16 protein-coding genes and 1 tRNA gene are annotated in these 15,139 nt (G+C 44.0%); 11 read left to right on the top strand and 6 right to left on the bottom strand.

Features of this window, described 5'->3' with window-relative positions; genetic code table 11:
• Window positions 1–82 precede the first annotated feature (82 nt).
• Complete coding sequence (gene bamG / locus ACYIA1_RS02115) at window positions 83–1,363, bottom strand: BamG family beta-barrel-assembly machinery protein (protein WP_005865814.1); 1,281 nt, start codon at window positions 1,361–1,363, stop codon at window positions 83–85.
• Window positions 1,350–2,177 (bottom strand): type III pantothenate kinase, encoded by an 828-nt coding sequence (locus ACYIA1_RS02110; RefSeq protein ID WP_480334235.1) that lies wholly within the window; start codon window positions 2,175–2,177, stop codon window positions 1,350–1,352. Before ACYIA1_RS02110 ends, bamG begins: the two co-directional genes overlap by 14 nt.
• A gap of 36 nt (window positions 2,178–2,213) precedes the next feature.
• On the opposite strand from ACYIA1_RS02110, the gene ACYIA1_RS02105 reads away from it, so the two are divergent.
• From ACYIA1_RS02105 to ACYIA1_RS02065, 9 genes are all read left to right on the top strand, one after another.
• On the top strand, window positions 2,214–3,260 hold the full coding sequence (locus tag ACYIA1_RS02105; protein ID WP_005861552.1) for a DUF2776 domain-containing protein: 1,047 nt from the start codon (window positions 2,214–2,216) through the stop codon (window positions 3,258–3,260).
• A 321-nt stretch (window positions 3,261–3,581) separates the two neighbouring features.
• Window positions 3,582–3,655, top strand: a tRNA-Thr gene (locus ACYIA1_RS02100).
• A 126-nt stretch (window positions 3,656–3,781) separates the two neighbouring features.
• On the top strand, window positions 3,782–4,312 hold the full coding sequence (locus tag ACYIA1_RS02095) for a DUF4199 domain-containing protein (RefSeq protein WP_005861548.1): 531 nt from the start codon (window positions 3,782–3,784) through the stop codon (window positions 4,310–4,312).
• A 21-nt stretch (window positions 4,313–4,333) separates the two neighbouring features.
• A complete protein-coding gene (locus ACYIA1_RS02090) occupies window positions 4,334–5,284 on the top strand; it encodes a glycosyltransferase family 2 protein (RefSeq protein WP_005865808.1) in 951 nt (316 codons plus the stop codon).
• Complete coding sequence (locus ACYIA1_RS02085) at window positions 5,281–5,802, top strand: nitroreductase family protein (RefSeq protein WP_005865806.1); 522 nt, start codon at window positions 5,281–5,283, stop codon at window positions 5,800–5,802. The genes ACYIA1_RS02090 and ACYIA1_RS02085 overlap by 4 nt, the downstream gene beginning before the upstream one ends.
• Window position 5,803: 1 nt before the next feature.
• Window positions 5,804–6,370 (top strand): manganese efflux pump MntP, encoded by a 567-nt coding sequence (locus ACYIA1_RS02080; protein WP_008774127.1) that lies wholly within the window; start codon window positions 5,804–5,806, stop codon window positions 6,368–6,370.
• A gap of 44 nt (window positions 6,371–6,414) precedes the next feature.
• A complete protein-coding gene (gene ilvD, locus ACYIA1_RS02075) occupies window positions 6,415–8,139 on the top strand; it encodes a dihydroxy-acid dehydratase (protein WP_413639648.1) in 1,725 nt (574 codons plus the stop codon).
• Between the two features lie 22 nt (window positions 8,140–8,161).
• The gene (locus ACYIA1_RS02070) at window positions 8,162–9,193 is read left to right on the top strand and encodes an FAD:protein FMN transferase (protein WP_085981421.1); all 1,032 of its coding nucleotides are present in this window, start codon (window positions 8,162–8,164) and stop codon (window positions 9,191–9,193) included.
• Between the two features lie 8 nt (window positions 9,194–9,201).
• Window positions 9,202–9,579 (top strand): hypothetical protein, encoded by a 378-nt coding sequence (locus tag ACYIA1_RS02065; RefSeq protein WP_005865798.1) that lies wholly within the window; start codon window positions 9,202–9,204, stop codon window positions 9,577–9,579.
• A 2-nt stretch (window positions 9,580–9,581) separates the two neighbouring features.
• On the opposite strand, the gene ACYIA1_RS02060 is transcribed toward ACYIA1_RS02065, so the two are convergent.
• The 4 genes from ACYIA1_RS02060 to ACYIA1_RS02045 are packed head-to-tail and all read right to left on the bottom strand — an operon-like array spanning window position 9,582 to window position 12,039.
• Complete coding sequence (locus ACYIA1_RS02060) at window positions 9,582–10,163, bottom strand: Maf-like protein (protein WP_008774130.1); 582 nt, start codon at window positions 10,161–10,163, stop codon at window positions 9,582–9,584.
• Window positions 10,164–10,200: 37 nt separating this feature from the next.
• Window positions 10,201–10,722 carry a KdsC family phosphatase gene (locus ACYIA1_RS02055; RefSeq protein ID WP_005861532.1) on the bottom strand — a complete coding sequence of 174 codons (522 nt, stop codon included), beginning with the start codon at window positions 10,720–10,722 and terminating at the stop codon, window positions 10,201–10,203.
• Entirely contained in the window at window positions 10,715–11,482 is a 768-nt protein-coding gene (locus ACYIA1_RS02050; RefSeq protein WP_413639647.1) for a Rossmann-like and DUF2520 domain-containing protein, read from the bottom strand. The genes ACYIA1_RS02055 and ACYIA1_RS02050 overlap by 8 nt, the downstream gene beginning before the upstream one ends.
• The gene (locus ACYIA1_RS02045) at window positions 11,479–12,039 is read right to left on the bottom strand and encodes a nitroreductase family protein (protein WP_005861528.1); all 561 of its coding nucleotides are present in this window, start codon (window positions 12,037–12,039) and stop codon (window positions 11,479–11,481) included. The genes ACYIA1_RS02050 and ACYIA1_RS02045 overlap by 4 nt, the downstream gene beginning before the upstream one ends.
• Window positions 12,040–12,160: 121 nt before the next feature.
• Between ACYIA1_RS02045 and ACYIA1_RS02040 the strand changes: the two genes are divergently transcribed.
• Together ACYIA1_RS02040 and mce are read left to right on the top strand one after the other, a co-directional pair.
• Entirely contained in the window at window positions 12,161–14,572 is a 2,412-nt protein-coding gene (locus tag ACYIA1_RS02040) for a TonB-dependent receptor (protein ID WP_413639646.1), read from the top strand.
• Window positions 14,573–14,700: 128 nt separating this feature from the next.
• Complete coding sequence (gene mce / locus ACYIA1_RS02035; RefSeq protein ID WP_005861524.1) at window positions 14,701–15,111, top strand: methylmalonyl-CoA epimerase; 411 nt, start codon at window positions 14,701–14,703, stop codon at window positions 15,109–15,111.
• Window positions 15,112–15,139: the final 28 nt, after the last annotated feature.

The raw sequence follows: 15,139 nt of genomic DNA, 5'->3' as shown, positions 1-15,139 counted from the left end.
TCTTTCTATTAAAGTTAGCTATAATATTTATATTCCTTCAAAAAAGTATCATACTCATTAGACCCTTTCGGCCATTCCCGGTTTAATCCACTTTTCGTTTAAAAAACCATAATTCGTTAAATGTATAGTTCACCGTAAACCGGAAATACTGCTCATCAATCATTGTACGTAATTCCGGACGGATCTTCACGTATTCAAATGACAGGTTCACTAATGAACGGTTATCGATCAATGGAAGCCCAAAACCGACACTCGCCCCATATTCATTATAACCATGTCCTTTATAACCATTCTCCTCGGAGCGACTGACTCTTAAGTACGAATTGCTATAATGAAAACCGGCACGGTATCTGATACGTCCCAGATAATTACGATTATCATAACGAGGAATAAATTCGGCACCAGCCGCTACACGTGTACGATTCTTGAATTGACCTTTCTCGTTATCAAAATAAGCGTTCGCCCAGTCCTCATATAAGAAGTCTGCGGCTAATGTCAACCGATTCTCTTTCACATAGGAAATACCCGCTCCGTAAGAGTTCGGCATATCAAACCGATAATTCTTAATTGTATCGTTCCTTGTATATCCGGATGTAGCCGAAGAACCGACAAGCTGAGTATCATACACAGTCGTATTCAGCTTTTTCCCGGGAGAATAAACGAAACCTACCGTGACATGCTCCGTCTTACTCAAAGGATGCGTATATTGAATACCAAAATCTAACTTTAAATCACGAATCTCATAACGTTGGTTTCTATACACATCGTCCGCCCCTGTCGAGCTCGGGAAAATCAAGTTGCGGGAATGTGTTATATTTCCAAATAAAAATCCGGCGTTCACACCAATGGAAAGACGCTTCTTCCAAATATCATAGGAGAGCCCTAAATAGGCATCGCTTAAGCCACCTTCGCCACTAAAGCTTTCTCCCCAACTTAAACCGCCCTCGGTACGGCTCTCGCCGAAATCATATCCTACATATGAATAAGGTAATAAACCGATACTCATCGCTAAACGCCGGGTGATCGGAAATTGCATGGCGATATACTCCACGTTTCCATTCATCTGTCGTTGCTTGTTCGTACCGTCATAGAACCAAGACACCTGACCGGACGCACCAAAATCAAAAAGGAATGTCAACGAATCCATGCAACTATAAGATGCTGGATTTAATGGATTTATCTGTTTAGAGGACCTTAATCCATAACCGACTCCACCCATCGCCCTTCCGGCACCAAAAGATCGATCCGCCAACTCTCCATATCCAAATCGCGTATAAGGCGAGTTCGTGTTATTTTGAGCCCACAATGGCAATTGTGTAAAGATAAGAAAACTTATTATTACTACCTTATTAATTTTCAACATTATACTCTAAGATTCTGTTTAATCCTGTCAACACTAAATTAATGTCTGCAAAGATGGAGTTTTTTAGCCGTCTTTCAAAATAAAACGAATGACCGCCTGTTAAAAAAACCAAAAGATCCGGATATTTTACTTTCAGCTCGTCAATATATCCGTCCATCTCGTAAACAATCCCATTCACCACACCCGCTTGGATAGCCGTTTCCGTACTTCTCCCGATAAGCGGTATATCATCCACTTCCGTTACCAAAGGCAGTTTCTTCGTAAAATGGTTCAACGCTCGAAAACGGGTTGTCATCCCCGGAGAGATATTCCCCCCCAGAAAGATACCCGGCGCTTCTATCACCTCATACGTGATAGCGGTACCGGCATCGATAACCAACAGATTTTTTCCCGGCCGCAAATAATTCGCCCCCACGACAGCGGCCAAACGGTCCTTGCCTAGCGTTTTCGGCGTCCCATATTCCACCTTGATCGGTAAAGCTACATGTTCATCCAGAAAGACAAAACACTGAAGCTTATTTTTTAGATAAGCGATCAACTCATCGTCCGTATCTATCACCGTCGATAAGATGCCTTGCGTAAAAGCGTACTTCTCAAAAAGAGCAGCGACCACAGATACACCGAATTGCTTGTATACAAAAGAAGCCTCTATATGCCCATTTTTATACACAGCGACCTTTGATGACGTGTTACCTTGTTCTATAATAAGATTCACTTCTCTGATATTTTCCGCAAAGAAAAACAAAAATGATGAAATAACACGCAAAAACATCGTATAACCTCTAAAATTCTTCTTGAACAAAAAGGATCGCATCTCTGTTTGAAGAAAAATCTAAATAAAAAACAAGTTATGAATTACGGGATTAGTGTCTTATTCAGGGCGATTCCATTGCTAATGGCCCTCTTTTGTTTCGGTTATGGATTTTTTGTCTTTAACTATGGAGTGGACTCCAGCAGATTCGTCGCCGGACCTGTCGTATTCTCTCTTGGCTTTATTTGTATAGCTTTGTTCGCTACGGCAGCGACCATTATTCGTCAAATTATCCATACATATAATAATGTAGCCAGATTCGCTTTGCCTATCCTTGGATATCTCTCGGCAACCATCACTTTTCTGGCGGGCTTTATCTTACTCATGTCCTCACCGGCGCCAGCAGACTTTGTCGCGGGCCATGTCATTTGCGGGGTGGGCCTTATAACCGCATGCGTAGCGACAACGGCTACCGCCTCTACCCGATTCACCTTAATACAAATGAACGCCAAAAGCGACGATCCCAGAATACCAGACAAAGCGTTCAACTTTTGGCAGGGGGTATTCTTGATCCTTGTAGCATCATTTATATCCATAGTCGCATGGATTTGGGCTTACCGGTTGCTAGCGCATAGCGACGAGCATTCCCAATACTTTGTCGCCGGGCACGTGATGGCCGGACTAGCATGTATTTGCAGCAGCTTAATCGCTTTAGTCGCCACGATCGCCCGACAAATAAGAAACACATATTCCCGATTGGAAAAAAGGCTATGGCACCGTTTTGTCATCCTGATGGGATCTATCAGTCTGATATGGGGTCTCTTCGTATTAGGAGATAGCGACCCGGCTAATGCCTCAACCGGATATATCATGATCGGCCTTGGATTAGTTTGCTATAGTATCTCCAGCAAGGTGATCTTGCTGTCTAAAATATGGAGGGAAGAATTCAAGCTTGCCAACCGGATTCCATTAATTCCTATATTCACGGCTTTATTCTGCCTTTTCCTCTCCGCTTTCCTTTTCGAGATGGCGGCCGAGCATAGTTATTATGCCATTCCCGCACGGGTATTGGCCGGACTGGGAGCGATCTGCTTTACGTTGTTCTCCATCGTCAGCATATTGGAAAGCGGAACCTCTTCCAAGTAAACTGTTTTTTCATCGTGATGAAAATACTTTTTCTTCATGATGAAAATGTTTTTTCCTCACAATGAAAAAATCAACATTCTTTGATAAACCATCGGCCACAACACATAAAACATTCTTTAACACTACCAAAAGCATAAGGTTTTCAATTCTTTATAAACAATTATCATCCCAAGAGTAAGAAAACGCTTGCAAAGTAAAAAATAATATCTACTTTTGCACCCGGGTAAGTCCTACACGGCATGCTCCCTCGGAATCCCCCAGGGCTTGACCGCAGCAAGGGTACTTGGTTGTAGCGGCGCGATGTAGTAAGCTTACCCACCTGCCTCTTTAGCTCAGTTGGCCAGAGCACGTGATTTGTAATCTCGGGGTCGTTGGTTCGAATCCGACAAGAGGCTCAGATAAAACACAACTTAAAAGGAAGCTTATACGTAGGCTTCCTTTTTTCTATTTTAGACATAATATAGTTGCGCATTTGCATTAATATATTAACTTTGCTGATAAGAATTCAAAACAGCAACATCATGGAAGAGAATAAGAATTTACTTTTAAAAGGCGCTATGACTTATGGTTTGGCCATGGGTATATATTGGGTAGTGAAATACATCTTTTTCATCTTCAGCGTTTCCGTCCCCTCCTTGAGTCTTGTCTATTGGCTATTGACGCTCGCCGTCCCTTTCATCGCCTACTACATGACGAAAAGATATCGGCACGACATCGGTGGAAGGATCAGTTTCTTTCATGCATGGAGATTCGGCACGATGTTGTATTTTTTCGCCGCATTGATCGTCTCGCTTGAATACTTTGTCTTTTATCAGTTCATCGCTCCGCCTGATTTCGTGGCAAATGCGATCGGGCAATTAACGACTGTACTAAAGGATAGCCAAGTCAGCTCGGAGATGATCGACTCGCTCAGCAAGATTCGTATCTCGCCAATCCACATGGCCATACAAGGAATATTTAATAACGTATTTTACGGCATCATACTTTCTATACCGGTAGCGGCTCTCTTGTGCAGGAACAATTCGACAGGTTCCATCACTGAAAACCGCTAAAAAGTTAATTACAGACAAATAATGGACATATCAGTTGTTATCCCGTTGTATAACGAAGCCGAGTCTTTACCCGAGTTATTCTCGTGGATAGAGCGGGTGATGAAAGAACATAATTATACCTATGAAGTCATTTTCGTGAATGACGGCAGTACGGATAATTCTTGGGAAGTGATCGAGGAGTTGAAGCAACGTTCTCCACATATCCGGGGAATCAAGTTCCGTCGCAACTACGGCAAGTCGCCGGGATTGCACTGCGGATTCCAGCGGGCTAAAGGTGACGTAGTCATTACCATGGACGCCGATCTACAGGACAGCCCGGATGAGATACCCGAACTTTACCGGATGATCACCGAAGACGGGTACGATCTGGTATCCGGTTGGAAAAAGAAAAGATATGACCCGTTGTCTAAGACGATCCCCACGAAATTATTCAACGCAACAGCTCGTAAATTCTCGGGAATAAAGAACTTACACGATTTCAATTGCGGATTGAAAGCGTATAAGAATGTTGTCATTAAAAATATAGAGGTGTATAACGATATGCACCGTTACATACCTTATTTAGCTAAGATTGCCGGATTTCACAAGATTGGCGAGAAAGTAGTGAAACATCAAGCCCGCAAGTACGGAACTACTAAATTCGGGTTGGATCGCTTCGTGAACGGTTATCTTGATTTGATCACGCTTTGGTTTACTTCCAAATTCGGAAAGAAACCGATGCACTTCTTCGGTTTATGGGGAAGCGCTATGTTCTTCATTGGTTTTATCGCTCTAGTAATCGTACTCAGCATGAAATTGATCTCGATGTACTCTGGAGATCTAAGACCTTTGGTTACAAGTTCCCCTTATTTCTATATTTCATTGACAGCGATGATTCTGGGAACCCAGATGTTCCTAGCGGGCTTTATCGGGGAGTTGATTTCCCGCAATTCTCCGAATCGCAATAACTATAAAATAGAGGATGAGATATGAGTTTCCTAGAATTAGCGAGAAAACGTTGCTCTATCCGAAAGTATGCCCCCAAAAATGTAGAGCAAGAAAAGATTGATTATATCCTAGAAGCAGCTCGTTTGGCCCCTTCGGCGGTAAATTATCAACCTTGGTATTTTGTATGGGTTCAAAGCGCGGAAGGAAAAGCTAAATTACAAGAATGCTATCCCCGGGAATGGTTCAAGCAAGCGCCTTATTACTTGATCGTTTGCGGAGATCATCAGCAATCTTGGAAACGGGGCGATCATAAGGATCATATGGATATCGATACGGCTATCGCCACGGAACACATTTGTTTAGCCGCTGCCGAACAAGGATTGGGAACTTGTTGGGTTTGCAATTTCGACACGGAGCTTTGCCGTAAACATTTTAAAATTCCGGAAACGATCGAGCCTGTTGTACTGATACCATTCGGCTATCCTTCCGACCCGGCATTATTCGATGAGACTCCAAAGAAACGTAAGCCCATAGAAGAAATTATTAAACGGGAATCATTCTAGTATGTTATACATTGAAGTTCTGCTACTAGCGATCGGCTTATCCATGGATAGCCTAGCAGTATCAGTTACCGGCGGCGCAGTTCTTAAGAACAACTGCACCGCCGGTAATATTATTAAGATAGCGAGCGTGCTCGGTATATTCCAAGCCGGAATGACCGTGATCGGTTATACGATGGGATTAGGATTCGAAAAATACATTTGCGCCTTCGACCATTGGATCGCATTTACCCTCTTGCTTTACTTAGGTGGAAAAATGATATACGATAGCACGAAGGAAGAGGAGGAAGACGGGAAATTCGATCCTCTATGTAACCGGACATTATGCGGATTGGGAATAGCGACAAGTATCGATGCCCTCGCCGTAGGAATCTCTCTGGCGATCTTAAAATCACCGCTCTTGCTGCAAGCCTCGACTATCGGTGTTGTCACCTTCGCTATCTCTGCCTTCGGTGTCTATTTCGGTAACCGATTCGGCAAGAGAATCGACTTGAAGCTGGACCTCATCGGAGGTTTAATCTTAATCGGTATCGGTACAAAGATTTTGATAGAGCATGTATTCTTTAGCTAGGGATACCTTATTGAATAAATAACCTTATACATTAATTAATAGACATGAAAAGCCAGCAATTACGAAAACTAGCGCCGGAGCTGGATTCACTCCGGCTAGGCAGCGGTTGGAAAATCGACGAATTGAGTAAACCGCAAATCATTGTAGAAAGCAGTTACGGACATAGCCATCCGGGAAGCGCCCATCTGGATAAATTGGTGGACGAGGCCGGAATCGGTATAAAGGAAAAGGGGGGACGTGCCGCAAACTACTTCGTCACTGATATTTGTGATGGAGAGGCGCAGGGACACGATGGTATGAACTACTCATTAGTCTCCCGTGATATCATGGCCGCCATGATAGAGATTCATGTAAAAGCGACTCCTTTCGACGCTGGTGTCTTTATAGCCAGTTGCGACAAATCCGTCCCTGCGCATTTGATGGCGATAGCCCGGCTAGATATGCCTGCTATATTCATGCCCGGTGGTATAATGAAAGCCGGTCCCAACCTACTCACGTTAGAACAAATCGGTACCTATAGCGCCCAATACGAGCGAAAAGAAATAACGGAAGAACAATTCATGGTTTATAAGCGTGACGCATGTCCGGATTGTGGAGCTTGCTCTTTCATGGGTACCGCCTCTACGATGCAAGTAATGGCAGAAGCGCTTGGCATCGCTTTACCGGGCTCCGCCTTGATCCCCGCCCATTTACCCGAGTTAAAAGAAACCGCCCGTAAAGCCGGAGAACATGCACTCGGACTGGCGAAAGAAGAGTTAAAACCCTCCGATATCATGACGATACAAGCGTTTGAAAATGCGATCATGGTACATGCCGCCATAGCGGGTTCCAGCAACAGCCTGCTTCATCTTCCAGCTATCGCCCATGAACTGGGAATCCAGTTATCACCGGATTTGTTCGACAAGATACATCGTAAGATCCCCTACCTTTTAAATATACGTCCCAGCGGTTTTTGGCCCGGCGAATATTTCTGGTATGCGGGAGGCGTACCGGCGATCATGGAAGAAATTAAAGAATTCCTCCATCTCGACGTCATGACTGTTACCGGCAAAACATTGGAAGAAAACTTAAAAGATTTACAACTCAACGGCTTCTATAAGAATTGCCATAAATATCTTCCTGCCCTAGGAGTAAAGGTTGGCGATATTATCAAACCTCTTCATACACCGATCAAGGCACAAGGAGCCATCGCTATATTGAAAGGAAATTTAGCGCCCGAAGGGGCAGTCGTAAAACATTCGGCGATTTCACCCCGCTTGATGCAAGTCACCCTGAAAGCGAGGGTATTCGATTGTGAGGAGAACGCTATTGAGGCGGTATTACAAAAGAAAATCCATCCGGGAGAAGCGGTATTTATCCGTTATGAAGGACCGAAAGGAAGTGGAATGCCAGAAATGTTTTATACGACAGAAGCGATCGCCTCCGATCCTGAGTTGGTAGAGACCATCGCATTGATCACCGACGGTCGTTTCTCCGGAGCGACCCGAGGCCCGGCGATCGGACATGTATCCCCGGAGGCTTCCGAGGGGGGACCAATCGCCTTGGTCGAGAACGATGACTTGATCCGTATCGATATTCCAGCGAGAACATTGGATATAATCGGTACCGACAGTATTGAGAGAAGCGTGGAAGAGATAGAAAAGATCCTATCCGAAAGGCGTGCACATTGGATAAAACCAGAGTCACAATATAAAAAAGGAATCCTTGATATTTATACACACAATAGCATCTCCCCCATGAAAGGGGCATATATGGAATTTTTTATGTAAGTTCGCGACATAAAATTTCATAATGATGCGCAAGAATATTTCCATATTAGTCAGCCTGTTGATCTTATCGCTTACGGCTTGCTCGGACAAGGGCCAATATTTCGAAGAGAGTGGTTCTGTTTTTCATACAAGTTACCACATCAAATACAAGGCCAAGCAAATCCTAACCGATAAGATCGACAGCGAGCTGCAACGTTTTAACCTCTCCTTAAATCCTTTCAACCCCAACTCCACGATCGCTAAAGTCAATAATAACGAGGATGTGGAGGTAGACGAATGGTTTACCGAAGTATTCAATAAGGCGGAAGAAATCTCCAAAAAATCAGGAGGAGCTTTTGATATTACTTGCGCTCCATTAATTAATCTATGGGGATTCGGATTCAGTAAGATGGACAGCGTAACCCCGCAGATGATCGATAGCATCAAGGCTTTCGTCGGTTATCAAAAAGTGAGATTGGAAGGAAAGAAAATCATCAAAGAAGATCCCCGGATTCTATTGAATTGTTCGTCCATCGCAAAAGGTTATGCTTGCGATGTTATCGCCCGCCTGCTGGAAAAGGAAGGCGTAAAGAACTACATGGTAGAAATAGGTGGTGAGGTTACCATGAAAGGCGTAAATCAACAAGGTGACTGTTGGCGAGTCGGCATCAACAAGCCGGAAATAGGGACAAGTGGCGTAACAAATGATGTTGAAGAGATCGTACAATTATGCCAAAAAGGGGGTGTGGCTACTTCTGGTGACTACCGAAACTTCTACATCAAGGATGGTAAGAAATATGCCCATACGATCAATCCGGCGACCGGTTATCCCGCTGGACAAAATATTCTTAGCGCGACAATCGTGGCGGAAGATTGTATGACAGCAGACGCTTACGCTACGACTTTCATGGTTTTGGGAGTCGAGAAAGCGAAGCTACTGGCACAATCCATCCCCCAAATAGAGTATTTCATTATTTATGCGGACAACAACGGACAACAGAAAGTCACCTACTCAAAAGGTATGTTGGAATACCTTCCTAACAGAAAAACATTGGCTATCCTCGAAAATCCTTAAGTTCCTACATGAAGCGTTATCTAAATCAACTTGAATGCAAAATACTGAGAGCCGGAGATTCCCTGTTTAATACCACAACCACGGATAACCTATTAATCTTCGTATTTTCGGGAAAACTTATTATTTACAGCCAAGAAGGGACACATATAGCGGAAGTGGCAAAAGATCATTTCATGCTACTTGCGCAAAACACCAATCATAAGGTTATAGCCTCAGCCCCTACCCGCCTTATCTTAATACATGCGGGCAGTCTATCCGACATGATCATAAATGACCCGGAATGGAATGTGGAGAAACCGGTCGTCTTACCGATTCCCCCAGCCTTAGCGCACACATTAAATCAGATAGAATATTATATGAAGGATAAATACTTTACCTTGAATTGAGATTAAAAATGTTTCAATTCCTGATAAAGCTTTTGCACAGGTAATCCCATCACGTTATAAAAGCTACCATTGATAGCCTCTACCCCGATATAACCGATCCACTCCTGAATGCCATACCCTCCCGCTTTATCATAAGGTTTATATTTATCCAAATAATAATTAATCTCTTCATCACCCAATTTTGCGAAACAAACCGCAGATTCGACGGAAAAGCCTACATTTTTGTCCTTCGTCATGATACAAACGCCAGTTATTACCTGATGTACATGATCCGACAAAGCATGAAGCATAGCATAAGCTTCCTCCCGGTTCGCAGGCTTCCCCATAACCCCGTCAAACGTCCAGACGATCGTGTCCGCCGTGATCAGCAATTCATCATCTGCCATAGTCGATTTATAGGCCTCCGCTTTCGAACGGGCAATATATAAAGGGATCTCCATGGAGTCAATAGAATCCGGGTAAGACTCGTCAATATCCGGAATTACCCTCACCTCGAAGTCGATATCCAGACCAGATAACAAATTCCGTCGTCTCGGAGAATTAGAGGCTAAGACGATCTTGTACTTTTTTAAATTCTCTAACATAACCTATTCGATTAAGCGTTACACATTCACCAAAATTTTACCACCCAAAAGCCTCCTCGCCGAACCAGTGTCCTTGAGCCCGCATCGTTTGCTCGATCACGTCCCTAGCTACGCCTTCGCCACCTCGCCGGGAGGATATATATTTCGCTATCTCCTTGATCTCCGGAGCCGCATCCGCAGGTGCCACCGGCAATCCGACTCGCGTCATTACCTCATAATCAGGAATATCATCACCCGCATACATGATGTGCTCAGGAGACAAGCCCGTTTTTTCCATGAAATCCTTAAAGTCATGCACCTTTACAGCGCTACGCATATAAATATGTTGTATTCCTAAACGAGAAAAGCGAATCTGTACGGCTTCCGTATATCCGCCCGTAATTATAGCGACCTCATAACCTTTCTTCACGGCCAATTGCAAGGCATAGCCATCCTTGATATTGACAGTACGCATCGGATCGCCATTCGGGTGAAGCGGAATCACATCGCAGGATAGCACCCCGTCTACATCAAAGACAAAAGCCTTTATTTTTCTCAAATCATAGTTTATACTACTCATGTCGAGCCTCCTTATGTATACTTCGGCTAATCAGCTCATATAGATTTCGCATACCCGGATCTTTAAGCATAGCCATATGTTTGTTTATCACATTTTCGTCATATCGTATAGCTGGTCCCGTTTGGGCTTGCGCCGGCGACATTACATGTACCTTAGCGGCTGTCTCGTCTATCAAAGGTAGCAAGACCTCTCCCGGTATTTGCTGTTCTTCCAAGATCTTTTCAGCTAGCGCATACATATGATTCGTAAAATTACAAGCGAAAACCGCCGCTAAATGTAAGTTCTTTCGCTTCTCGGAGGAGAGGAAACGGACATCACTGGAGAGCGCCCTAGCCACCTCTCCCAGCACCGTCTCATCTTCAGACGAGTTCGCCTCTAAAAAGAACGGTATTTTCTTGAAATCCACCTCCCTACTCTTACTAAACGTTTGTAACGGATAAACCACCCCATATCTAGCCGTAAAACCCTCAAATACAGAGATTGGCATACTCCCTGCCGTATGCACCCACAAACCGTTATTCGGTTTTACACGGGCGATAACATCTTGGAGCACGGCATCTTTCAAAGAGAAAACATACAAGTCGGCATCTTCCACAATATCTTCCGGGACAACAGTCCACCCACATCCCAATTCATCGGCTAAAATCTTAGCATGCTCACTTGTGTGACTATACACTTGCCCGATACTCATTCCGGACTTACGCATTTCCAACGAAAGCCGGGTAGCTAAGTTTCCAGCACCAACAAATACGACTCTCATTCTTCCGCCTCTTTATTTTCTTCCGGAAGAGAGAACTTTCCTATATGTATCTTCTCCCATTGTAAATGGGATTCATCAAAAGGCTTACGAACCTGATCCTTATAACCGATACCAATGATAGACAAGACATCCAATTGATAAGGGATATCCAGCAACGAACGAACATAATTATTCGAATCCGCCTCGTCCTCTGTTACCCGGTTCCGGATCTGACACCAGCAACTGCCCAATCCCAAATCCTCCGCTTGCAATTGCATATAAATAGAAGCGACCGAAGCGTCCTCGATCCAAACATCGCTTTCCATCACATTCGCCAAGACAACCACGGCCAAGGCACAACCCTCCAGAAAAGCAGAACCATTTTTCTTACACCCGGCAAGTTTCTTCAACATTTCCTTATCTTCCACGACCACGAACTGCCAAGGATTACTACGTTTTGAGGCCGGAGCCATCAACGCCGCTTTCAAGATCAGTTCTACCTGCTCGGGTGAAAGTAGTTGTTCGGTAAACTTACGTGTACTTCTTCTATTTTGTATAAGTGTTGCAAAACTCTCCATTTTTTTCGTTCTTTGTACTCTTTTAATATTAAGATTCGCAAATATAAATATAATTTTTTGCACCCATATATACGTATCGTTCTTTTTTCTCGTTAGTATTTTTATAATTGAACAATAGATTATGAAGATTCGTGCGATAGCCGCGCTGCTATTTATACTTATTTCCGTGAGTGCCTTTGGCGAAGGCCGCATAAAAATCACTGGTTATGTCCGTGACGCCGACGGTAACCCTCTGGAATTAGTGAATGTCCGGGTTAAGAACACGTTGATCGGCTCCATGACCAACGAGAAGGGATATTATTCCTTTTCCATATCGCCGGGGGATTCTATCTCCATTATTTACTCTTGTCTGGGATATAATAAGGCTGAACGTATCATTCCCTCGGCACAAGCGGATATGCGCCTGAACGTACAGATGAACAATACCTCATTTGATTTAGGGGAAGTATCTGTTACTGCCATCCGCAAGCAGACCACGACCATGGAGTCCCTAAATGCGGACAAAATCAAGTTATTGCCCGATCCCTCCGGAGGTAGTATAGAGAGCTTGGTCGTTACGTTTGCCGGAGTATCGTCCAATAACGAGTTAAGTTCCCAGTATTCCGTACGTGGAGGTAGTTATGATGAAAATATCGTTTATGTGAATGGGATCGAGGTATTCCGTCCGCTTCTGATTCGCTCGGGACAACAAGAGGGCTTTAGCTTTATCAATCCGGACCTGACGGAGGCGGTCAATTTCGCCGCCGGTGGCTTCGAGGCTCGTTACGGAGACAAGATGAGTTCCGTGCTGGATATTACCTATAAAAAGCCTAAGATATTCGAAGGCTCAGCTTCCGCGAGCTTGTTGGGCGCGAATGCTTATGTAGGCAGTTCTATCGGTAAATTTACCCAAGTAACGGGTTTCCGCTTTAAAAGCGGTCGGTCTATCTTGGGTACCATGGATACAGACGCTGAATACGACCCTAAATTTATCGATCTGCAAACTTACATCACGTACCAATTGGCCCCTAAATGGGAAATCAATTTCTTGGGAAACCTCGCTAACAATAATTATAAATTCACCCCTTATAGCCGGGAAACCTCTTTCGGTACAGCCGAGCATCCCAAGAACTTCAAAGTCTATTTCGACGGAAGGGAAAGAGACCGTTTCCAAACCTTATTCGGTGCGCTTACATTGAAACACAACCCCAATGAGAACACAGAGTTGGGACTTCAAGCCTCCGCTTTCAAAAGCAAGGAAGAAGAGGGATACGATATCGCCGGAGAATATTGGCTGAGCGAGAACGGAGCGGAAAATCCGGATGACGACGCGTCAGCCGCCATGTCCGTAGGCCGTTATCACGAGCACGCACGAAACCGTTTGAACTCCACCGTCATGAATGTCGGGCATTATGGGATGGCCCGCCTTTTAAACAATACGTTGAAATGGGGAGCCACGGTACAAATGGAGAAAATCAATGATAAGATCAGTGAATGGGAAAAAAGGGATTCCTCAGGTTATTCTTTGCCCCAAACCGGTAATAACGTAAGTGTATATTCGAACCTCTTTTCTGATAATCAGATAGAAAGCACACGCTTTTCCGCTTATGCGCAAGACGCGTTCAAATTCAGGACTAAGCAAGGTCTGTTCACGTTGGTCGCAGGGGTTAGAGGTAGTTATTGGACTTATAATAAGGAGCTCCTTTTCAGTCCCCGTGCCTCATTGGGCTTTATCCCGAACTTCGACCAAGACTTGACGCTCCGTTTCGCCACCGGACTGTATTATCAATCGCCCTTCTACAAGGAATTACGTAGAGTAGACAAAGACGAGAACGGCAATAATATCACGGTATTGAACAAAGATCTAAAGTCACAACGCTCCATCCATTTCATATTGGGAGGAGATTATACGTTCCGTGCCGTAGACCGGAATTTCAAGGTGACCGCCGAGATGTACTATAAAAAGCTGGACAATCTGAATCCCTACACCGTAGATAACGTCAAGATCCGCTATTACGGCGAGAACTGCGCCAAAGGTTACGCCATGGGACTCGATGTCAAATTCTTCGGAGAATTCGTACCGGGTACCGACTCATGGATCAGCTTCTCCTTGATGAAAGCCCAGCAAACCATCCGGGAAACAACGACCGTTCCTATGGCCAATAGCCAAGGCTACAACATCTCACTCTTCTTCCAAGATTATTTCCCGGGCTATAAACGAGTCAAGCTAAATCTGAAAGGAGTTCTATCCGGAGGACTTCCCCAGACAATCCCGGGCAAAGGATACGAAGCCGGCTATTTCCGTACGCCCGCCTACAAACGTGTAGATATCGGACTCTCCTATCAATTGGCAGGAGGCACGGACGCTATCATGGACAGGGGCTTCTTCCGCCATTTGAAAAACATTTGGCTAGGTCTGGATGTATTTAACATATTAGACATCAAAAACGTTAGTTCCTACTATTGGATAACAGATGTATATAATGTCCAATACGCAGTTCCAAACTATCTGACCGGACGTCAATTGAACGTTCGTCTGATTGTCGATTTTTAATAAAATGTATCTTTAAACACATTTACTGGGAGATAAAAACAAAAAATTATTTCCTCATTCATAAAAAGTAGTGTACATTTGCACACAATAGAAACAAACATTTACTAAATCTTTAAATTATTATTGACATGGAACTTACACATATCGAACATTTAGGTATCGCAGTGAAGAGTATCGAGGCTTGTTTACCCTATTATGAAGGCGTTCTTGGATTAAAATGCTACAATATCGAAGTAGTAGCAGACCAAAAAGTAAAAACCGCATTTTTCAAGGTAGGACAGACTAAGATTGAATTACTAGAGCCGACCAGCGAAGATAGCACGATCGCAAAATTTATCGAGAAAAAAGGTGAAGGTATCCACCATATCGCATTCGCGGTACCTGATGTACAGGCAGCTTTGAACGAGGCTGAGGAAAAAGGCGTTAAATTAATCGACAAAGCTCCCCGTGGTGGCGCGGAAGGCTTGAACATCGCTTTCCTTCACCCGAAATCAACTTGCAGCGTATTGACAGAGCTTTGCATGCCGGGCAACAAATAATTAATCCGTTCATTTCTAACAACAAATC

The organism is Parabacteroides sp. KHUB-02 (assembly GCF_056640955.1).
The sequence above is the reverse complement of the archived record's forward strand: the minus strand, read 5'-3'. Positions and strand labels throughout refer to the sequence as shown.